The organism is Cytobacillus sp. FSL W7-1323 (assembly GCF_038595015.1).
GTDB lineage: Bacteria > Bacillota > Bacilli > Bacillales > Cytobacillaceae > Cytobacillus > Cytobacillus kochii.
Window position 1 is genome coordinate 4,239,053 of record NZ_CP151998.1, and the last position, 22,063, is coordinate 4,261,115.

General features: G+C 38.0%; 24 protein-coding genes. 2 read left to right on the plus strand and 22 right to left on the minus strand.

What is annotated here, in order from left to right; genetic code table 11:
* Positions 1-375 precede the first annotated feature (375 nt).
* Both ssb and MKX67_RS21545 read right to left on the minus strand, forming a co-directional pair.
* Positions 376-786, minus strand: coding sequence for a single-stranded DNA-binding protein (gene ssb, locus MKX67_RS21540; RefSeq protein WP_307318234.1), 411 nt, complete (start codon positions 784-786; stop codon positions 376-378).
* Between the two features lie 184 nt (positions 787-970).
* Entirely contained in the window at positions 971-1,441 is a 471-nt protein-coding gene (locus MKX67_RS21545; protein ID WP_322909829.1) for a hypothetical protein, read from the minus strand.
* A gap of 180 nt (positions 1,442-1,621) precedes the next feature.
* On the opposite strand from MKX67_RS21545, the gene MKX67_RS21550 reads away from it, so the two are divergent.
* Complete coding sequence (locus tag MKX67_RS21550) at positions 1,622-2,053, plus strand: YwpF-like family protein (protein ID WP_095371620.1); 432 nt, start codon at positions 1,622-1,624, stop codon at positions 2,051-2,053.
* A gap of 131 nt (positions 2,054-2,184) precedes the next feature.
* On the opposite strand, the gene MKX67_RS21555 is transcribed toward MKX67_RS21550, so the two are convergent.
* From MKX67_RS21555 to spoIIID, 7 genes are all read right to left on the minus strand, one after another.
* The gene (locus MKX67_RS21555; RefSeq protein WP_095371619.1) at positions 2,185-2,457 is read right to left on the minus strand and encodes a hypothetical protein; all 273 of its coding nucleotides are present in this window, start codon (positions 2,455-2,457) and stop codon (positions 2,185-2,187) included.
* Between the two features lie 182 nt (positions 2,458-2,639).
* Entirely contained in the window at positions 2,640-3,062 is a 423-nt protein-coding gene (fabZ, locus tag MKX67_RS21560; protein ID WP_095371618.1) for a 3-hydroxyacyl-ACP dehydratase FabZ, read from the minus strand.
* 147 nt (positions 3,063-3,209) lie between these two features.
* Complete coding sequence (locus tag MKX67_RS21565; RefSeq protein WP_095371617.1) at positions 3,210-3,491, minus strand: DNA-directed RNA polymerase subunit beta; 282 nt, start codon at positions 3,489-3,491, stop codon at positions 3,210-3,212.
* 14 nt (positions 3,492-3,505) lie between these two features.
* On the minus strand, positions 3,506-4,342 hold the full coding sequence (locus MKX67_RS21570; RefSeq protein ID WP_095371616.1) for a flagellar hook-basal body protein: 837 nt from the start codon (positions 4,340-4,342) through the stop codon (positions 3,506-3,508).
* 29 nt (positions 4,343-4,371) lie between these two features.
* Positions 4,372-5,187 (minus strand): flagellar hook-basal body protein, encoded by an 816-nt coding sequence (locus tag MKX67_RS21575; protein ID WP_095371615.1) that lies wholly within the window; start codon positions 5,185-5,187, stop codon positions 4,372-4,374.
* 147 nt (positions 5,188-5,334) lie between these two features.
* Positions 5,335-6,336 carry a rod shape-determining protein gene (locus tag MKX67_RS21580; protein ID WP_095371614.1) on the minus strand — a complete coding sequence of 334 codons (1,002 nt, stop codon included), beginning with the start codon at positions 6,334-6,336 and terminating at the stop codon, positions 5,335-5,337.
* A 441-nt stretch (positions 6,337-6,777) separates the two neighbouring features.
* Positions 6,778-7,050, minus strand: a complete 273-nt coding sequence (spoIIID, locus tag MKX67_RS21585) for a sporulation transcriptional regulator SpoIIID (RefSeq protein WP_095371613.1) — start codon at positions 7,048-7,050, stop codon at positions 6,778-6,780.
* A 659-nt stretch (positions 7,051-7,709) separates the two neighbouring features.
* Here spoIIID and MKX67_RS21590 point away from each other — a divergent pair.
* Positions 7,710-8,360, plus strand: a complete 651-nt coding sequence (locus MKX67_RS21590) for a LysM peptidoglycan-binding domain-containing protein (RefSeq protein WP_233435368.1) — start codon at positions 7,710-7,712, stop codon at positions 8,358-8,360.
* Positions 8,361-8,438: 78 nt separating this feature from the next.
* On the opposite strand, the gene MKX67_RS21595 is transcribed toward MKX67_RS21590, so the two are convergent.
* From MKX67_RS21595 to MKX67_RS21655, 13 genes are all read right to left on the minus strand, one after another.
* Positions 8,439-9,305, minus strand: a complete 867-nt coding sequence (locus MKX67_RS21595) for a M23 family metallopeptidase (protein WP_095371611.1) — start codon at positions 9,303-9,305, stop codon at positions 8,439-8,441.
* A gap of 201 nt (positions 9,306-9,506) precedes the next feature.
* On the minus strand, positions 9,507-10,538 hold the full coding sequence (spoIID, locus tag MKX67_RS21600) for a stage II sporulation protein D (protein WP_095371610.1): 1,032 nt from the start codon (positions 10,536-10,538) through the stop codon (positions 9,507-9,509).
* Between the two features lie 478 nt (positions 10,539-11,016).
* Positions 11,017-12,333 carry a UDP-N-acetylglucosamine 1-carboxyvinyltransferase gene (gene murA, locus MKX67_RS21605; protein WP_095371609.1) on the minus strand — a complete coding sequence of 439 codons (1,317 nt, stop codon included), beginning with the start codon at positions 12,331-12,333 and terminating at the stop codon, positions 11,017-11,019.
* Positions 12,334-12,366: 33 nt separating this feature from the next.
* Positions 12,367-13,116 (minus strand): YwmB family TATA-box binding protein, encoded by a 750-nt coding sequence (locus MKX67_RS21610; protein WP_095371608.1) that lies wholly within the window; start codon positions 13,114-13,116, stop codon positions 12,367-12,369.
* Positions 13,117-13,335: 219 nt separating this feature from the next.
* Positions 13,336-13,572, minus strand: a complete 237-nt coding sequence (locus MKX67_RS21615) for a DUF1146 family protein (RefSeq protein WP_095371607.1) — start codon at positions 13,570-13,572, stop codon at positions 13,336-13,338.
* Positions 13,573-13,781: 209 nt separating this feature from the next.
* Positions 13,782-15,281, minus strand: coding sequence for an NADH-quinone oxidoreductase subunit NuoN (gene nuoN, locus MKX67_RS21620; RefSeq protein ID WP_342488763.1), 1,500 nt, complete (start codon positions 15,279-15,281; stop codon positions 13,782-13,784).
* Between the two features lie 7 nt (positions 15,282-15,288).
* Complete coding sequence (locus tag MKX67_RS21625) at positions 15,289-16,782, minus strand: NADH-quinone oxidoreductase subunit M (RefSeq protein WP_095371605.1); 1,494 nt, start codon at positions 16,780-16,782, stop codon at positions 15,289-15,291.
* Positions 16,782-18,647 (minus strand): NADH-quinone oxidoreductase subunit L, encoded by a 1,866-nt coding sequence (nuoL, locus tag MKX67_RS21630; RefSeq protein WP_307318217.1) that lies wholly within the window; start codon positions 18,645-18,647, stop codon positions 16,782-16,784. Before nuoL ends, MKX67_RS21625 begins: the two co-directional genes overlap by 1 nt.
* Positions 18,648-18,695: 48 nt before the next feature.
* Complete coding sequence (nuoK, locus tag MKX67_RS21635) at positions 18,696-19,010, minus strand: NADH-quinone oxidoreductase subunit NuoK (protein WP_342488764.1); 315 nt, start codon at positions 19,008-19,010, stop codon at positions 18,696-18,698.
* Entirely contained in the window at positions 19,003-19,518 is a 516-nt protein-coding gene (locus MKX67_RS21640; protein ID WP_095371602.1) for an NADH-quinone oxidoreductase subunit J, read from the minus strand. The genes nuoK and MKX67_RS21640 overlap by 8 nt, the downstream gene beginning before the upstream one ends.
* Positions 19,515-19,934: an NADH-quinone oxidoreductase subunit NuoI gene (nuoI, locus tag MKX67_RS21645; RefSeq protein WP_095371601.1), complete on the minus strand. Its 420-nt coding sequence runs from the start codon at positions 19,932-19,934 to the stop codon at positions 19,515-19,517. The genes MKX67_RS21640 and nuoI overlap by 4 nt, the downstream gene beginning before the upstream one ends.
* 15 nt (positions 19,935-19,949) lie before the next feature.
* Positions 19,950-20,957, minus strand: coding sequence for an NADH-quinone oxidoreductase subunit NuoH (nuoH, locus tag MKX67_RS21650; protein ID WP_095371600.1), 1,008 nt, complete (start codon positions 20,955-20,957; stop codon positions 19,950-19,952).
* Positions 20,957-22,057: an NADH-quinone oxidoreductase subunit D gene (locus MKX67_RS21655; protein ID WP_095371599.1), complete on the minus strand. Its 1,101-nt coding sequence runs from the start codon at positions 22,055-22,057 to the stop codon at positions 20,957-20,959. Before MKX67_RS21655 ends, nuoH begins: the two co-directional genes overlap by 1 nt.
* Positions 22,058-22,063 lie beyond the last annotated feature (6 nt).

Below are 22,063 nucleotides of genomic sequence, written 5' to 3' on the forward strand. Positions count from 1 at the left end.
AAATGATATATTGTCATGGTCCTATTCTGCTAAGTCTGTTATTGCACCCTTTTGCTACAATGCTTTTAGCCTTCCTATTTGAGTGTGGGGTTTCTCCATTCTCCACTTGCTTCCTTATTTTGTTGACTTCAAAATTTACTTTTAAATATCCTATACGTCCTAATACTTACAAGAAAAAAACAGTGCGATAGGCACTGCTTCAAGTTGGGGATATTATGAGGATGTTCATTGATTCTTTCTAATAGAAGGTAATAAGGGGATAAAAGTAAATTGAGGTTCCTTTAAGCTCTTTTTCTTCCTCTATCATACGATTCTTTCAATATACATTCTAATTGTGCCAGTCTACTCTCCATCTCACTCATTCGATAGTTTGCATTACCAAGCATTTTGATAAGACTCTCTATGAGTGTTTCCATCACTTTTTGTTCTTGAGTCATCTGGATTCATCTCCTCCCTTTGTTGTTTTTCTTTCTTTCGATTATCGAGGAAACGTACTTGCTCGACAATCACTTCCATCACATACTTCCTTTTTCCATCCTTTTCATATGATCTTGATTGTAATCTGCCAACAACACTTATAAGTGACCCTTTCGTACAATACTGAACGAGATTTTCCGCAGATTTATGCCAAAGTGTACATTGAATAAAATCAGTTTCTATCTCTCCATTTTGATTGCGAAATTGACGATTGACCGCAACCGTTATATTTGCCACCGACCTTCCATCTGATACAAGTCTTAAATCCGGCTCTTTCGTTAACCTTCCAACAATGCCAACTTGATTCATCATCCTCCTCCTTTCTGACACTAGGTTAATATAGCTTGTATAACTTGTAAAAAAACGGAAAAATAATTTTCATTTACGACAGGCTTTCAAAACTGCGGATAGACGGTCAGAATTTAAATTTTCCCATAAAAATATGGCAAAAAATTAACTTTTGCAATAAAGGTAAGATAAATTTCGACAAATTTCAACATTCTTCTCTATAAGGAATATGAGGCATAAATGAACTGATTTTAATATCAAAATAACGTTCTATATCGTTTTTTAAATTTCCTTCTAGTAAGCTTAGCTCGTTTACAAGATATTGGTGGGCAAAAACATTATAAACCTCAGCTTCTGGCCAGCTAGTGTTCAATCGTGCTAACCGATGAAAAGGAATCATTTCCAAAATAGCTCCTTCATCATACTCAATTGAAAAATAATAAAATGCCGCTTGTTGATTTTTCAACCATTTTTTTTGCCATTTCGCCAATGCTTTATAAAATTCAAAGGCAGGTAAATCTGCTTGGAAATATAATTGATTGTTAATCTTTATTGTAAAAAAAATATCAATCGACAGAATTTTTGCAGTGTCACGTTTATCGCTTGCTGTTATTTCATTGGGAGAGCATGTGAAATGGTATGTAAAATATAAGGTATTGGTCCGATATTTTTCCAATATTTATCTCCTTCAAACTGTTTTCCTTAAGCATATCCTATTTCTTTTTATATGTGTAAAGGGGACCTAAAAAGGGGTAAATAAACTATAACTTACCTTTTGTAAGATATTTTCGTTTTGTATATCTTCTATGATATAATTTAGACAACTCAGTTAACTTTTGAGAAAGGGAGGGGTCGCATGAAGACATTTAAGCTAGTTTCCATGCAGGTTTGGGATGAGGATGAGTTAGTAGATGTCGAATTGGAGGACGGACTCATTATTAATAAAGAGGATGAGAATAGTCGGTGGCTACTCGAGGCCTTTATTGATAAAAAGCACCTTTCCTTCTTTTCCAATCTCCGCAAAAAAGAAATCGATGTACCGCTACAAGTAGTAATTACGAAAAAAGATAATGATCCAGCACATTTCATTACTAAAATTGCATCCATTAATGAATTTGAAGAACATATGAGTGTCCTTTTCTTAGGGAGCATTCGTCATAAAAGAAATGAATTCGCAGAGATATTACTTAGTGACCTCGTTTCTAAAGGGTTAAGTGGCGAAAAACTTCTTGCTGAATTTAAAGGCCAAATGAAAAGAGCACAAAGATTGACGAGTAATAAAAAATAAGGAAAAGCTAATATATGCTTTCTCCGAGGATCTCCACCCGATTTTTCGAGATGTTCATACTCGTAATATTCGCGTGGATATCTTTAAACTTTAATGAGGCTCCGATTGTTTAATCGGAACCTCTTTTTTATTTACATATTATCTTTGTTTTCTTCGTCCGCAGGTGCATCTTCATTTAAATTTTCATCTGTATTATTGTCATCTTCAAGCATACCATCATCATCATTGTTTAGATCGTCTTGATCATTATTATTAATGTCATTTCCATCCTCTAATTCTGCTGGCTCTTCAATATTATCATTATCTTCTGGCGGTGGCTCTTGCTCATTGTTTGCTCCACAACCAACAAGCATTGTCGCCGCTAAAGCAGATGCAGACAGTAATTTTAACAGCTTTGTATTCATGGGTAAAACTCCCTTCCAATTTCAAAAATTTTTGACCTCTATTGTGGTCTTTTGTTATCGTTCCCGAAAACCTGAACAAAATTTCAAATTGATTGATTGTAAAATTTTCCGCCTGTGATAGTGCCTTGCAGAGAAAAAAAGAAGTAATGCCCTATATAAAGCGGGCATTACTTCTTTTGATGTTATTTCAATGCAAACATCATTTCTGTTTCACAAACTAGTTCGCCGTCGACGGTTGCAACACCTTTTCCTTTACCAATCGGGCCCTTCACACGAGTCATTTCGACCTCTAATCGCAGCTGATCGCCCGGCTTCACTTGTTTTTTAAATCGACATTTATCAATCCCAGTGAAAAAAGCGAGCTTTCCTTTATTTTCTTCTTTTTTCAGCATCGCCACTCCGCCTACTTGTGCTAATGCTTCCACAATTAAAACACCAGGCATGACGGGGTAATCAGGAAAATGGCCATTAAAGAATTCTTCATTAGCCGTAACATTTTTAATGCCAATAGCTCTTTGACCTTCTTCCACTTCAAGGATTTTATCTACTAATAAAAAGGGATAACGATGAGGAATAATTTCTTTTATTTCATTAATATCAAGCATTTTTAGTACCTCCTACTAATAATAGGTATAATATTAATTATTATTGTACTAAAAAAAAGCCCAAATGCAAAGATAAAACAATTTCATTTTCAAATTCTTAAAATAAGTCAAAACAAAAAGGAGGCATATACATGCGCTCCCCATTCTTCAGTTCTCTTTATTAACCAAATCAATCATATGCATCCACGTTTCTTTTTTAAAAATATCTGTTGCCTGGCCATCACCAAGCACACTATATCCGAACGCTGCACCCGCGATGATACAAATGGCAAGTAAAACTAGCACAATAATAATTCGTAGCCAGATCGGTATAAGTCGCACTCTAATTCGGTTCACTGTGGTTTTATCTTCACGTGTAGTAGTTGAATTATGTTGCGCTTTTTGTTTAGTTATTCTTGTTGACGAATCTTGCTCGTTATTAAGTGACATCGTTTTCTTCCCCTTTAACGAATTCCATTAATGAGGCCCATCATTTGATCAGCCATCGTTATTGAACGTGATTGAAATTGGTATGAACGTTGTGTGTTCATTAGGTCGGTCATTTCCTTTGAAAGGTCGACATTTGATTGTTCTAGGACACCTTGTGATAGTGAAATATCGCCACTGAACTGCCCAGCTAAATCAGTATAAATATCAATGCCATCCATTTCAGCCTCTGCAGGCAAGCTTAACATATTTTCACCGATTTGTGTTAAATATTGTGGTTTATGTACGACCGTAATCCCAATATTTACCGTTTCAATGTCTCCATTAGCAGTATGAGCTTGGAGTCTGCCTTGCTCCAATAATGTAAACTGGTTTACATCTGAAGAAAAAGTAATGGGTTCATTATTCTGTCCTAAAACGGCATCACCATTCCCAGTTACAAGCATCACTTCATTATTCCCTGACGGCGTAAGATGGAAAGAGCCGTCTCTGGTATAACGGATTTCAGCACCGTTTTCGGTTTGTTGAAGAATGCGGAAGTATTGACCTTCTCCTGTTAAAGCGAAGTCTAATGCCCGATCAGTTGATTTTAGACTGCCTTGTGTGCTCACTAGCTTAGCTTGGGCAAGTTTAGCCCCTACACCTTGTCTAACGCCTTCTGGAGTCATTCTCTGTACGCCCATTAGTTCTTCAGCAGGTTGATTATTAAATTGTTGAACGAGAAGTTCACCAAAAGACGCTTCTCTTCTTTTAAAACCTGTAGTATCGACATTCGCCATATTATTGGCGTGTATATCCATTTGCTTTTGTAATTGTGATAAGGTGTTTGTTGCTGTAATCATTACACGGTTCATTTCATCGCCTCCTTATAACTTCCTGGTTGTTATCCAAGACGGCCAACTTCGTTTACTGCTTTCTCCATACTGCGGTCGTATGCTTGTAACACTTTTTGGTTGGCTTCAAACGTACGATAGCTTGCCATCATATCTGTCATCGTTCTTGAGGTATCAACATTGGAACGTTCTAAGAAACCTTGGTGGATACGAAAGGCTACATTACCGTAACCATTTTGCAAAGCAGTATTATCTTCCGTAGCGAAGAGTCCATCTCCTTGTTTTAGAAGATTCTCTGTTGTTTCCGCATAAGCTACGCCAATTCGTGTGGTATTTCCAGCTGCATTTGTTAAATACCCTTCATCATTAACGGTAAATGATTCACTACCTGGTTGGATTCTGTTCCCGTTTGTATCTAAGACGTATAAACCACTTGCTGAAGTCAAATACCCTTGGCTATCTAATGTAAAATTACCATTGCGTGTATATTTTGTATTCCCATCTTCACCAGCAACAGTAAAAAACAATGCACTACCGTCCGGAAGATTACCATTTTCAAGCGATAAGTCTGTAGCCAGACCTGTTTCATTCAAATCACCCTGGGTATATAAAGGCATTGCTTCTTGTAAATATACACCTGTACTAATACTTCCAACTGTTTCGTTAACTGGTATACGAAATCCGTTTTCAGTAGGGATATTTTGACTATCTATTCTTTGCAGTAACATATCAGAGAAACTGCTAATTGCTGTTTGATCTGCTTTAAAACCAGGTGTATTTGCATTGGCCATATTGTTAGCTAACATTTCCGTTCTTCTTTGCTGCGTTAACATACCTGATGCTGCAGTGTAAAACCCTCTAAACATATCGGTCACTCCCGTATATTATCGTCTCCCTTTTATATCGGAAAGGCTGCATAATTAATTAACATTATTTACTTAGAGGTAAATGCATTCCTCTTCAACGAAAAGGCTGGCCTATAGGAGAATCATTAGGTCAGCCTTACTCATTTGTTAACTTAATTTTTTCCGTGGTAAACGATCAATGTTATCAAGCATAATTCCAGTTCCAATTGCGACACAGTCCATCGGATTTTCAGCAATGAGAACAGGTACTTTTAATTCTTCAGCAAGAAGCATATCGATACCATGAAGCAATGCTCCTCCACCAGTCAGAATAACGCCACGATCAATAATATCTGCTGATAGTTCAGGTGGTGTCCGCTCTAAAACGCTTTTTGCAGCTTGAACAATCACGTCTACAGGCTCTTTTAAAGCTTGTTCGATTTCTTTTGAATGAACAGTAATTGTGCGAGGTAATCCAGAAACCATATCACGTCCACGAATTTCCATGCTCTCATTTCTAGAGTCAGGGAATACTGTTGCAATAGAAGTTTTAATATCTTCAGCCGTACGCTCACCAATTAAAAGCTTATACTCCTTTTTAATGTATTGGAGAATTTCATTGTCAAATTTATCACCGGCCATTTTAATTGAAGAAGATGTAACAATATCACCCATAGATAGAACAGCCACATCCGTTGTTCCTCCACCAATATCTACGACCATATTACCACTTGGTTGGAAAATATCCATTCCCGCACCAATTGCAGCAACTTTCGGTTCTTCTTCAAGATAGACTTTCTTACCGCCACTTTTTTCTGCGGCTTCTCTAATCGCTTTTTGCTCGACACTCGTTACATTTGTAGGGCAACAAATAAGAATACGTGGTTTAGATAGAAAGCCCTTTACATTTAATTTGTTAATAAAGTGCTTAAGCATCGCTTCAGTTACATCAAAGTCAGCAATAACACCATCTTTTAGCGGGCGAATAGCAATAATATTTCCAGGCGTTCTCCCCACCATACGGCGTGCTTCTTCACCAACAGCTAGTACTCTATTCGTGTTTTTATCAATGGCTACAACAGAAGGTTCGTTTAATACGATCCCTCTTCCTTTTACGTGTATCAGTACATTTGCCGTACCTAAGTCAATTCCAATATCTCTTGCAAACATTGTTCCTAACTTCCTCCTCGCAACTAAATCTTCTTCTCATTTTTACAGTTCAAATGGCTTAATAGGCATGTAAAATGCCTTTTGTGTTTTTTGCTTATGTAAGCAATCTATCATTGATTTTTCGTTTCCGCACGAATATTTCCCCATACAAAAGCCTTTCTCAAGCAACCTGAGAAAAGAGTTGTTTTATGTATATCCTAGGGCTTCCACGTTAACAAAAGCACATATCAAGTTCATTATATCCTAGTTAATTATTTTAGCACATCTCTAGGAGAATAAATAACTATTTGTCAAAATATATTGTGACTTTTTAAGGAGAAATTGTCGAATTGGTTGATTCTTGGGATAAAAGCTGGTGAGAACACTTTGAAGTAATAAAGGAGTGATGGTTAAACGGGCAGATGGTGGTTGTATCTTACCTCCCTCTGCCCGCTTCATACATTATTTGATGGGTTCTTCTTCAAGCTCTTCTTTTTTATACTTTAACTTTGTTGCTTCTCCCCCTCGCAAATGACGAATGGACTTATGATAATCTAATATTTCTTTTACTTCATTAGCAAGGTCAGGATTTATTTCAGGCAATCTTTCTGTAAGATCTTTATGGACTGTACTTTTGGATACGCCAAACTCCTTCGCAATTACGCGAACCGTTTTTCTCGTCTCCACGATATACTTTCCAATCTTGATGGTTCTCTCTTTGATGTAATCGTGCACACTACTCGCCCTCCCTAAATTGGATGTGAGAAGTGTGAAATGAGACTCGTTTTTACTTTGTCTTATAGTGTGTTTTTTACTAGTTGTTAAAAGAGTAGCAGGTAAACCTGCCGAGCAGTAGCTAAACATATCCTAGAGATTATACAGCTGTTACTAAACAAACGACCCCTCACCTCAAACATTCTCTTTGTAAGGTTTGTAACAGTTTATTAGCTTGGATTAAAATATATGCACAAAAAACACAAGTAGGACAAGTAGCTGTATGTTTTTTTCATTTTAAGCAATCTTTTTCAAGAAGACATTCTCTATAAAACATGGTTGTTATTTAATACCTGCGACTTATGACTTAAAAAAGGGTGATTAGACCTGATTATAAATTCTTATTTTTCGACAAGTTTCGCAAACCCTTTTTCTTACTCTATATTACAAAAGAGCATTTTTTAGTTCTAATCACTCAATTAAATGTATTTCAGTAACCAATGAAAAGTGATAAAAGTCCATACATAAAATCCAAATACCCAATTCTTTATAATGAACAAGAGATTCTTTATTCCTATTGTTGTTTAATCCATCCCTGACTTACACTAAAAATCGAGCCAATAGATAAAACATGGTTATATAACAATTATTTTCCAATTGAAGGGTGATTTATTTTGACAGTGTTAAAGCCACGGAAAGAGAGAATCTTTGAAGCGAGACAAAGAAGGATGAAAATAAGAAGAATGAAATTAACAGGCATCTTGGCTGCTACAGTCATTATTCTTGCTGTCATTTTCAGCTTGAATGAGCAATCATCAGAAGCCGCTACTTATAAAGTTAAAAAAAATGATACACTCTATCGTATTGCCAAAAAACATAATCTTTCTGTCGAAGAATTAAAAATACATAACCAACTTGTAGACAATTATATTACTGTAGGGCAATCGCTAGACATTCCATATCCTACAAACTATCAAGGTTTATCAGGTGAACCATTTATACATATTGTCGCTCCTGGGGAAACATTATGGAGAATTGCCGGTAGATACGGACTAAGCGTTGAAGAATTAAAAACACTCAACAACCTTAAAGATAATCATATTAACGCTTTTCAGCCATTAACCATCATTGATGAAATGTATACATCGCAAGCTAAACTTATTGGAGCTGCAGATGATCGTGTGCTCGAATTCCAAGCCGATGAAGAGTTCTTCACTTTACTGGCACCTCTACAGTCTGCTTCTAGACTTCAAGCATTTACTGGTCAAGATTTATTCATTACATATAAAAAAAATTCATTACTATCAATACATTCTACTCAAACACCATAAGAAATAAAAAGGGAAATATTCACGAATGAATATTTCCCGAGAAATGTCGAAACTTTTCCATTTTTGTCTCAACATTATTTATGATTCTTGTGAATCCGAAGAAGTATCAGCGTCTGTTTCATCTTCATTGCTTGCACCATCATCTTCTGATTGGCCTTCATCACTTGGCGCAGCATCTGATTCATCATCAGCACTTTCCGTTGAACCTTCTTGGGCTGCATCTTCAGCAGGTGTACTCTCTTCAGCTATTTCAGCTTTTTCCAATTGACTTAACGTTTTACCAACAAACTCTTCTGGGTTTACAGCTACACCATCTTTACGGATTTCAAAATGTACGTGCTCTCCAGCTTCTTGGTTAATTTGGCTTTGACCAGATTGAGCAATTGTATCTCCTTGCTCCACTACACTACCTTCTTTTACTTTCATATCAGTAATGGATTGGTAGCGTGTCACAATTCCTTCAGCATGCTGAATTTCAACGACATTACCTAGTGTTGCATCTTCTTCCACCTTAGTAACTGTTCCACTTAATGCTGCACGAACTTCAAATGTTTTCCCATCTTCCATAACAATGTCAATACCTGCATTTGGTTGGTATGTGTTATTGTAGAATACCAAAGCTTCTTCTTGAGCCGCTTCCTCACCATGTACATCATAGAATTTAGTTTGGATTACTGCTCCGTCCGCTTTTTCTACCGGTAGCACAAAGTTCTCCATTGCATTATTTACTTCAACTGCATCCTCATTACCTTTGCCAGTAAGATCTGTCTCACCGTAATCGAATCCATCTGTGTCTGAAGCATTTTCATTGCTGTTTTGGAACCATAGAACGCCACTAAGTATGAGTGCTGCACTCGCGATGTAAATTGCTGGATAAGCCCAACGTTTCTTCATAAACTTTTTAAAACTAGAATCTTGAGAAGTCTTTTTTTCTTCCTCTCTCATTTTTCATCACCTCTGGCATCAGTTTGAACAGATTCCAGAAGATATATACATCATCTAAAAATTTTTTTGGATTTATTTTTTACTAACTCGATTTTTATATACATGTTTTATCAAAATAATTATTTTCTGAATACTTAAGTACTAAGAGATCTACATTCAAACAGAAAACAAACAGCTCCGATTGAAGCTGTTTGTTTAAACTTACTTTTGTGCAGTTAATTTTGCCACCATCGTATCAGATTCACTTATTTCGATTCCTTTATAATAATAAGAAACGATTTCTTTATATGATTTACCTTCTTTCGCCATACCGTTTGCACCATACTGACTCATGCCAACCCCATGTCCATATCCTTTTGTTTGTATATTAATCTGATCGCCATTTCTCTTCAGGGTAAAGTCAGTTGATTGCAATCCTAATTTCATTCTAACATCTGTTCCTTTAATCATGGTTCCATTAATATTTACTTTCCCTATTCGATTACCATCTGTTTTCTCAACAATTTTAGCAACAGTTTGACCCGAAGGTACTTTCACATCTAATTTTTTTTCAAATTCGGACACAGGGATAGAGATTTGATCAGCAAATTTTGGTGTATCAATGTCCCAGGGGCTTTTGACACTTTTTAAATACGGGGTCGCATTAGCCCAAACATTTTCTGCATTTTCCGTATAGCCATTACTTGTTGAAAAGAACGCTGCTGTTATAGGATTACCATCATAGGTAAGAATTTGCCCACTTGTTTCTTGAACTGCTTGCGTAATTTTCTCGATTTTCCAATCATAATCGGACTTCCATATTTTCTTGAGCTCTTCTTTGTTTTTAAAAACTTGATCATCAGTGGAATCAGTAATCATGGCACCATCTGGTAATGAACCCTCATCTGCCAGTAGATGCTGCATTGTATACGTTCGCGCTGCTAATGCTTGTGCCTTCAACGCCTCTAGCTCAAACTCAGCAGGCATCTCAGAAGCAACAACCCCAATAAGATAGTCTTCAAAAGCAAAGGTTTCCACTTTGTTGGCATCGGTACGGTAAACAGCCACATCAACTGCAGGTTCCATCGAGGTGAAAGGTGTTGCCTCCCCCTTCTTCTTCTCCGCAGTTACAGTTTCTCGATTCTCTTGCTTCTCATCATTTCCCAAAGGAAGAACTACTAGTAAGGCTGGAATAATTAATACAAGTGTAAAGAGTAATGCTGATAGTACGATGAATGGTTTGAATTTTGTCATATGCTAGCCTCCATCAAGATTCACGTCTCATTCAATCATATGGTCGAAATAGAGCCATTATGACAAAATCCCACTATTGAATTTCTCTAGTAAAGTAGCTATTTCTTGTGTAATGGTAGAGATAGAGAACCGAGTGAAAATGGAGTTAGGGCTAATTGCGAGAGCTAAATGTTCACCTTCACTATGGTAATGAATAGTTTTGAGTCCACAACCAAATCATAGATAGAGTCCTACAACACCTAAAAAAAATTGTGGATGAACCTTTGTCCTTTTTTGCCCTCAATCACATCTCGATGGTTATGTGACTTCATTTGTGCGCATTTCCTGTTTGCCCAACATCTCATCAGTTTTATATACTCTGTGCACCCATTCCCTAATATAACTTGGCTTTTTTGATCTCACATATATGTACATCTACATTTTCATCCTTAGCTAAAAAAAACCACCAATCTCTAAAAAGATTAGTGGTTCGCCATTTTTATGCATTCAAATCAGTAATGATGGTTTGTTCAGTTGTAGACATATCTTCGTCTGCTTCAGTCACACGTTCAATGTCTGCACCTAAGCTCGCTAGTTTCTTATGGAAATCGACATAGCCACGGTCAAGATGTTTTAATTCTGTTACACGTGTTATGCCGTCTGCTACAAGTCCTGTTAAGATGAGAGCAGCTGCAGCACGTAAATCGGTTGCGGCAACTTCTGCACCTTGTAGGTTGGATGGTCCTTCCATAATAACAGAGCGACCTTCGATTTTCACATCTGCATTCATGCGACGGAATTCTTCCACATGCATGAAGCGGTTTTCAAATACAGTCTCCGTAATAACACTTGTGCCTTTGGCATGAAGCAATAGTGCCATCATTTGAGATTGCATATCTGTTGGAAAACCTGGGTGAGGCATCGTTTTAATATCGACAGCTTTAAGTTCTGACGGGCCGATGACGCGAACGCCTTCTTCCTCTTCGATAAACTGAACGCCCATTTCTTCCATTTTTGCTATTAAAGATGTTGCATGTTCTGGTACAGCGCCTTTGACAAGAACATCGCCGCCTGTAATGGCTGCTGCTACCATAAATGTACCTGCTTCAATTCGGTCTGGAATAATATGATGCTCAGCACCAAATAATACATCCACACCTTCAATACGAATCGTTCCTGTTCCAGCACCACGAACTTTTGCACCCATTTTATTAAGGAAGTTCGCAAGGTCCACAATTTCTGGCTCTTTTGCTACATTTTCTAGAATCGTTGTACCCTTTGCTAATGTAGCAGCCATCATAATATTTTCTGTTGCGCCTACGCTAGGAAAATCAAGATATATTTTCGCACCATGCAGTTTTCCTTCTGGAGCTTCTGCTTCAATAAAACCGTTGCCAACCTTAACTGTTGCACCCATTGCTTCAAAACCCTTTAAATGTTGATCTATCGGGCGTGAACCAATCGCACAGCCGCCTGGCAATGCTACTCTTGCTCTTCCATTTCTCGCTAATAGTGAACCCATGACTAAAACAGATGCACGCATTTTTCGAACATATTCAAATGGTGCTTCTACTTTTAACTCTCTAGATGCATCAACAGTTACTGTATTGTTATCAAACCCCACTTCGGCGTTTAAAAAACGTAATACTTCATTAATTGTATATACATCGGAGAGAGTTGGGACATCACGAATTACGCTTTTTCCATCACTTGCTAACAATGTTGCAGCGATTACCGGTAAAACAGCATTTTTTGCGCCTTCTACTTTGACTGTGCCACTTAACCGATTTCCGCCGCGGACGATGATTTTTTCCAAAGTGTATTCCCCTCCGCGTCCATTTTCTCTATATTAATATTCAATCGTTATGATGGGTGTGCCGATAACAATAGTTGTCTTAGCGCCCAACCCTTCTTTTCTTAAGCCAATTTGTAAATTCATATCTTTGCCATCCGTTGTAACAGACTCTTTGAACATAGGTGAATATGCCGATGTCGAAATAAATTGCTCTTCTTCTAACGCTTCTATTTCTTTCGCATTAAATGTGGACAATAATCCGTTCATTTGTTCAAGCATAGACTCCCTCATATTACCATCATAATGACCAATGATACAAGAGAAAATATTGGGTTTTTTAGTAAAAATGTCAGACATCTGACTTTTCATATAGTTCCCCATATTTTCCTGGATACTGCCTTCGTAGCCAGCACCTTTCGCCTCATAAATGACATACGTTTGTACATTGTTTTTTGTGTCGGTTGAAAGTATTTTTATCGTTTCAGTCAGATCATTTTTTTTAAGCGTTCCTATGACTTCATATCTTTCTTGAGATTCCTTTTGGACAGACCATTTCCAGTCCGTAAAACTCTTTTTCATCTCTTTAGTATATGCTTTTACTTCTGCAAAGGTTTGTAGTGTTTCCAAGTTTTCCCTTGCATGAACTGACCATTCTTGAATCAAAATATTCTCGTCCTGTACAGTTTGAGCGATTTGTATTAGTGAAAGCTCTTCTACAGATGCTGCATCCGAATGATTGCCGAAAATAATCCAAACTAACCCGACAATTCCCATTATAGAAAATATAAATGAATACTTCTTCATTTAACTCCCTCCCTTACTACCATTGTTACCAAAGGAGAGATCGGCATACTTGGGAATTATCGTCACATTTTGACATCCACTAGTTGAGTGAATATTAAGTCAGATTATATGTATAGTTTTAAGAAAATTTATAGCAACATCATGCATTGTACTCAAACTTTGAGCAAATGAAAACATGTACGAAGACCTATATTTAAGGTCTATTTTTTGACAAATGGATTATTGCAAAATAAATGGAAGTTGTTGAGACCAAAGAAGATAATCAAGCACAAAGTTACCGACAATCGATCCAAGTGCGATCGATAACAATACATATAATACCCTTGCTTGCAAAACATGGTTCGCCTTGATCCACGTATCAATTTTAATCGCTTGCAAAGCATACCAAGCTACAGCAATAAATATTAAATGTACAATAATACTAACCAATGCCTGTTGGCCAAATCCAGAGATCACATGACCCACTCCTTCAATCAAAAACTACACCATTTATTTTAACTCAAATCACCTTCAGAAAGATAGCACACACCCTCTTAACAATTGACGTTTTTGTTTCAGTTTTCGTTTCACCTAAATTTATTTTTCCATAATTTACTTTACTTTAAGCTCTTTGCTTTCCATAAATAAAAAAGAAGAAGGAGCTCTCCCTTCTTCTATACCCGTTTCTACTGTAAGAAATCATAAAATGATAAAAAATTTTGATGGAGGAAATCATAAGCTAATTGTGGAAAAACGCCTAGTAATACTGTCATCATCACGCAAATACTTATGATAATGCCATTCAACTTCTTCCCACTCATTTGAAAATTATGATTCGCTTCTCGGAAAAAAGCGTAAATAATCAACTTAAAATAATATATATAAGATATCACCGTAGTGGCGATTAGGATAACAGCTAATAGATAATGCGTTGGTTCTGTGCTTAATGCGCCTAGAAAAATATTCAGTTTGCCAATAAACCCTGATGTTCCTGGTATCCCCGCTAACCCTAGCATAGTAAGTGCGAGTGCAACAGCTAAAAGGGGAGCGCGTTTGGAAAGCCCAGACAATTGCTTTAGCTCTTCAATATTCATTAATTGTAACAAGGAAAAAACAGCGATTGTCATAAATAAATAGGCCGTTAAATAAAACCAAATCGTCTCTACCATAAAGGCGGAGAAAGCCGTTACCGCAACTAATAAATATCCCGCATGTGCAATGCTTGAATAGGCAAGCATCCGCTTAATCTTCGTTTGCCTTAGTGCCACTAAATTCCCCCATATCATCGTCACGGCAGCAAGAACGGCTAAAAAGTTTTGCAGCGCCATTAATAAAGAAGAATTGTTACTCACATCCGGAATATGATAAAAAACCGTGATGAACATTCGAATGATTAAAATAAACCCTGCTGCTTTTGAAATAATACTCAAAAAAGCGGTAACTGGTATCGGCGCTCCTTCATAAACATCTGGTGTCCACATATGAAAAGGTGCTGCAGCGATTTTAAATGCTAAACCAGCTAAAATCATCAGAAAAGCTAGTGCTAATAAAAATAGATGTTGAGTATTCGTTAACTCTTGAAGCCTACCCGCCATTTCTAAAATATTGGTTGTCCCAGCAATCCCATATAAATAACTCATACCGAACAAAGTAATAGCTGTGGCAATTCCACCATTAATGACATATTTCATTGCTGACTCGTTTGAAGGGAGATGCTTCTTTCTTATTCCTACTAATATATAGGATGATAAGGTCATTAGCTCTAAACCTACAAAAAGAGTAATTAAATCAGCGCTGGAGGACATAATCATCGCACCAAGTATTGCCACTAAAAATAAATAGAAAAACTCTCCCCTGAACTCCGTTAATTCTTCTTTCGGTTCATATGAAATAGCTAACAACAACACAAAGCCGGCAGCAACTAATAACACTAATTTAAAAGCAATCGCAAAGGAATCTAATCGGAAGGTGTCATAGAGGATCGCAAAAGGTGTGTCCCCTATGAGTGTAAGTAAAAAGATTAAAGCTGCAACGATACTTCCTACACCAAGCCAACCGAGCCATTTCCGATGAAACGACCTCGGTAGAAATAAATCTAGGAGGGATAGTAGAGTAGCTGTACCAAGAATAATGAATTCTGGAACCATCGCATGCCAACTAAATGATAATAATGTATCAAGATCCATTTTTATTTCACCCCCCTAATCCAATGATGATTGATTTTAAAGTTGAACCGATAATATCTGGATAAACACCAATACCAACAATACATAAAAGCAAAATAATTGCTGGCCAAATCTCTAATGACGTCATATCTCTTACCCTTTTCACCTTCTCTTGTTGGCCAAAAGTAATCCCTAGTACTGCTCGTAATATATATACAGCCGTCAATATAATTCCTAAACATGCGATAACTGCAAGCACTGGCCATTCTTGAAATAGACCCAGGAACACGAGAAATTCCGCGACAAACCCTGACATACCGGGTAAACCTAATGAGGCGAGACCTGCTACTAACAAAAAACCTGAAGCGATTGGCATTGTTTTCGCTAGCCCATTTAAATCATCCATGGAACTAGATTGATATCTCTCGTAAAAGATACCGATAAGATAGAAGAACAAGGCGGCAATTAACCCATGTGAGACCACTTGAAACATCGCTCCTTGTATCCCCGCTTCATTTAATGCAGCCAATCCGATAAGCACGATACCCATATGCGAAATCGATGAGTAAGCTAAAATTTTTCTCAGTTCTTGTTGGGATAATGCTAAAAACGCACCATAAAGCAAGTTGATTACACCAAGTATCGCCAGCCATAAAGTGAGCGATTGAAACTGGTTAGGAAAGAAGCCTAAACCAAAATGGATGAGACCATAGGCGCCAATTTTCAACAGTACACCCGCATGAAGCATGACAATTGCTGCTGGCGCTTCAGCATGAACCTTAACCATCCAGCTGTGAAACGGCCAAATAGGAAGCTTAATCCCAAAGGCAATGAATAAGGCAAGCAGCAAGCCCGTTTTCTCTTTTGATGAAAAAACCGTTCCATCATCTGCACTTAAAATAGACATTAAGGCCTCGATATTCGCCGTACCTGTTTTAGCAAACAATACCATGATGACAACTAAAAGGATTGCTGACCCAATCCCGTTATAAATGAGCAAAGAGAAGGCTGTTCGTTCTTTTTCATATAGCCCCCATTTGCCTATTAAAAAGAAGGTTGCCACTAAAGTCACTTCAAAAAAGATAAAGAATAAAACTAAGTTCTCAGCAGCAAACACCCCGAGCATGCCAACTTCTAATAATAGAAATAGCATGTAATAACCTTTCCACCCTGCTTTGATCTGAAATGAAGCAAAGGCGGCTAACGTAGAGAGTAAGGCTGTTAATAACAATAGAATAAGAGAAAAACCGTCTACTCCTAATTCATAATCAATACTGTATAATTTGCCAAAGACTTCGGGATTACCAAATTGCATCCAACTTAATTTCCCAGAATAACTAACTAACTCTACACCCATCTTAGATGAGATAATTAAGTAGATTGATAGAAAAAGAGAAGGAAGGGTACTAAGTGTAGCGACTGTTTTAATCGTTTTCTCCTTCGTTTTTGCAACCAGTGTTAATAATAAGACACCGAGAAGGGGCGCAAATACAATAATGCTCAATATAAACGGGAATCCCACTATAAGCCACCTCCTGTCACTGCAAACACTACGATCAGAATGGCTAACCCAACAAAAGCAACCGTTCCATACAATTGAGTCTGCCCATTTTGAAACTTTGAACCAATCATGCTCAACTGTTTAATGGTGATGGTTACAAGAGAAATGAGACCTTCAATTAAATAAACCTCCACGAAATGTAGAACTTGACTTACAAAGCGGCTACCTTTAACAAAGATATACTGATACACTTCATCGATATAATATTTATTTACTACAAGCTGATACGTATAAGGAGCTCTTGATGTAAACCAATCTCTGGAAATAACTTTCTTACTATACATCAACCAAGCAAGCAAGATACCTAAGAATGCTACAATCGTGGCTACAATCATCACCCAAAGCGGACCATCGAGATGACCATGCACATTTGCAGCTATCCCCGTTGTTAACCAATCTCCTAAAAATGTTCCGAACCAAGGGGTTTGTATATAACCAGCAACAATCGCTAACAACGCAAGAACCAGCATGGGAACGGTCATCCAATTGGATGAATCTTTTACCATTGAATGCTCTTTCTTTTCTTCTCCACCAAATACTAAGAAAAATAAGCGGAACATGTAAAATGCAGTGAAGAAAGCAGCAATGATTGCAAGTGTGAATAATAAGTAATGACCACTCACCCAGGCAGACACTAATATTTCTTCTTTACTAAAAAAGCCTGATAATAAAGGTACTCCGCTAATCGCCATTGTCCCAATTAGAAAGAACGGTGCAGTCCATTTCATCTTCTTCCATAAGCCACCCATTTTCTCAATATCTTGGGTATGAACAGCATGAATGACACTACCAGCTGCTAAAAACAATAGTGCCTTAAAAAAGGCGTGTGTTGTTAAATGGAATACACCGGCCACGTAACCTCCCACCCCTAATGCAAGCATCATATAACCTAGCTGACTTACAGTAGAATACGCTAAAGCTCTTTTAATATCTTTTTGGGTCATCCCAATCGTTGCAGCAAAAATGGCGGTAAATCCACCAACAATAGCTATGGTAAGCATGGCCACCTCACTGAAGGCGAATAACGGATAAAGTGCTGCTACAAGGTAAACACCAGCTGCTACCATTGTGGCAGCATGAATTAATGCCGATACAGGCGTGGGTCCTTCCATCGCATCAGGTAACCACGAATGCAACGGGAACTGACCAGACTTCCCAACGGCTCCGATAAAGATAAGAATAGCTGTTAAGGTAGCCATCGTTTCTGATAGACCACCCGCTGAGATAGCAGCAAAAATCTCATCATACTCAAAGCTCCCTACTTGCCAAAAGAGAAGAATCATACCAATGAGAAGGCCGATATCACCAATTCTCGTCATGATAAATGCTTTCTTGGCAGCTACTTTTGCCTCTTCTTTATAAAAATAAAAACCAATCAATAGAAATGAGCCAACGCCCACAAGCTCCCAGAATATATATGTTTGTAATAGATTAGGAGAAAGAACAAGTCCAAGCATCGCAAAGGTGAATAATCCTAAGTATGAGAAAAATACTGTTATGCGCTCATCTCCCTCCATGTATGCCTTTGAATACATATGTACGAGGAAGCTAACGAGCGAGACAATGACAAGCATAAGGGCATTTAATTGATTGACCTCAAAACCTGCAGTCAATTGAGTCTCCCCTATGGTTAGCCATATGAACTCTACCTTTACATTTTCCTGCGTGAAACGCGCAAATAAAACCAGTAAAGCACATATAAAACTAACTAAGGAAAGAATTACTGCGAAATCAATTTGCCCTCTCCGCCACTTCCTTCCAAAAATAAGTAGCACTAAGAAGGAGAAAAGCGGAAAAAGCGGTATGATCCATGCAATCTCCATCATTTCTTCATGTCCCCTTTTATTCATACGAATGACGTATGTTCATTCAAGTTAATTTTTCAAAGAGTTGTAATCATCTACATTGACGGATTTACGATTTCGATAGATAGCTATGAGGATAGCGAGCCCGATTGCCGCCTCAGCCGCAGCAACTGCAATGGCAAAAAGGGCAAATATTTGGCCATCTATTGAAGGCATCATGCCATACTTACTAAAAGCAACGAGGTTAATATTAACCGCATTTAACATTAATTCAATGGCAATAAGTACAATGACAGTATTCTTCTTCGTTAATGCCCCGTATAATCCGATACAAAAGAGGATAATGGCTAGTGTTAAATAGGCAGATAACGGCACACTACTCACGTTCTTCCCCCTCCTCATCATCCCGTTTCGCTAACACTATCGCACCAATAAGGGCGACGAGTAAAATAACCGAAGTTAATTCAAAAGGAATAATATATTTCGAATAAAGGGCAATCCCTATTTGCTCTGTATTATTTTCATGCAACGAAGTGGATGGTTCCCCTAGTTCAAGTTGGTATATACCTAAGTAAAAGACGAGCCCGAACCCAAGGATGGCTAGAAAGATGAGAAATTTTCTAAAGCCCCCTCCACTCGTCTCGCTCTTGTCATTATGACGCGTTAACATAATGCCAAAAAGCATCATAATTGTGATCGCACCTGAATAGATAAGGATTTGGACTACTGCAATAAATTCTGCAGAAAGCATGACGTAAATGCCAGCAATACTAATGAAAGTAAAGACGAGAGCGACGACCATATGAACAACCTTTGTTAAGTTGATCATCATGATCCCACCGCCTATAGCGATGAGTGATAAAACAATAAATATGAAAAACTCGCCGCTCATGCCTTATTCTCCTTTCGTAATTGGGTATCATTTTCATCCAACCACACAAGATCTTTAAATAATTCATCACGACTATATTCTGCGAGTTCAAAATGATTTGTCATAATGATTGCCTCAGTAGGACAAACTTCCGTACATAAGTCACATAGTATACAAATTTCGAAATTTATATCATACGTATCAATAATTTTCCCCCGCTTACTTGAATCGGGATGCTTTTTCCCCGTGAGTGTAATGCAATCTGTCGGACATATATTGGCACATTGATTACAGACTATGCATTTTTCTGGATAAAATTTTTGAATTCCCCTAAAGCGATCGGGAAGTGGTAAGGGTTCATTAGGATAATCATAGGTTAGTTTCTTGCGCGTCATATTTTTCAACGTGTATTTCAATCCTTTTGCTAATCCAAACATACCTTTGTCACCCCTTTAAAATAGATTGATCCATTCTTTTAATAATGCAGTGAGGAAGATATTCGCTATAGCTACTGGCAATAATACCTTCCAGCCGAACTCCATTAGTTGGTCGGCACGTATCCTTGGGAAAGTAACACGGAACCAAATAAGCAGAAAGATAACAACCATAAATTTAAGTGCAAACCAAACGGCTCCCGGTATAAACCCTAAATAGGGTAATGGTAGCCAACCACCTAAAAAGACGACAGTTATTAACGCTGACATTGCGAACATATACACATACTCAGCTAACATAAAGAACGCCCAACGAAAACCGGTATACTCAACAAAATAACCTGCAACAAGTTCCGACTCCGCTTCAGCCAAATCAAACGGCACCCGATTCAATTCAGCTACTGCTGCAATAAAGAAGACGATAAAGGCAATCGGTTGCCAAAGAATATACCAGCCATTTTCTTGCGCTAACACAATATCATTTAAGTTCATACTTCCTGTCAGAAGAATGACACCAATGACCGACATAACTAGTGGAATTTCATATGATATCATCTGTGCGGCTGCCCTCATTGCCCCCATTAATGCATATTTATTATTAGAAGCCCACCCTGCGGTCACAACTCCGACAGTCGTAATACCCGAGACAGCAATATAATAAAGCAAACCAACACCGATATCAGCGAATTGAAATCGATCAGTGAATGGAATGATTGCTAAAACCATAAAAGCAGGTGTAAAAGCAATTAACGGTGCAAGAATAAATAATGGTTTGTCTGCTGCCCGCGGAATGGCATCTTCCTTAATCAGTAGCTTCAAGACATCCGCAACTGTTTGTAATAGTCCCCATCTTCCTCCTACTTGGTTAGGCCCATGCCGCAATTGCATAAAGCCCATAACCTTTCTTTCTGCTAAAATGGCATAAGTGACAAACCCTAGAACAATAAATAACAGCAGAACCGTTAATGCAAAATAAATGAAGAAATGGAGCCATGTCGCTTCAGAAGTTAATAATCCCTCAATCATTATCCGTCCACCTCCCCAAGCACGATATCAATTGCGCCAAGGATCGCGATTAAATTAGCCATATTCTGACCAACTAGTAACTTCGGTAAGATTTGCAGATTATAAAAAGACGGCCGCCTAAATTTCAGACGATATGGCTCTTTCTTACCTTCACTGGCAATATAACAACCGATTTCTCCTCGAGGAGACTCGATGCGTACAAACGTTTCTCCTTTAGGCGGTTTAATGACCTTAGGAACCTTACCCATGACCTCACCTGTTTCAGGGAATTGCTCCACCGCTTGCTCAAGTATCCGTAAACTTTGTTCTATTTCCTGGATACGCACTTGGTACCTTCCCCATGCATCACCTGTATCAGCTGTACATATTTCAAAAGAAAACCGGTCGTAAATGGAATAAGGTTCACTTTTCCGTAAATCCCAAGCAAGCCCAGTACAACGTAAATTGGCTCCGCTTAAGGAATAGTCCATTGCCTCTTCTTTTGTGTATTGACCGATACCCTTTACACGATTAAGGAAAATTTCATTGCCGGTTACGAGATCTCCGTAACCCGCTAACTGCTCTCTCATGTAAGGAATAAACGCCTTCACTTTTTCTATCCAACCGTCTGGTGCATCCCATTTCACTCCGCCTACTCTCATATAATTAAATGTTAGGCGGCCACCTGAGATTTCATTTAACAAATTGATGATCATTTCTCTTTCTCTAAAAGCGTATAAAAATGGACTTGTCGCCCCTAAATCAAGCAAATATGTACCCCACCAAACAAGATGACTAGCAATTCTACCGAGTTCCATCGTGATGATGCGAAGGTATTCCGCTCGTTCAGGAATGTCTAGCTCCATCATCGTTTCAACTGCGTGGCAAAGCACATAATTATTTGTCATCGCGGCCAAGTAATCTAAGCGATCTGTATAGGGAATGATTTGTGTATATTGCAGATTTTCAGCTATTTTTTCTGTTCCTCTATGGAGATAACCGATGACTGGTTTGGCATCAATAATCATTTCTCCATCTATTTTGATAACAAGACGAAAAACGCCATGTGTACTGGGATGCTGTGGTCCTACATTCAATAGCATCTCTTCTGTTCTGATCATTGCCTT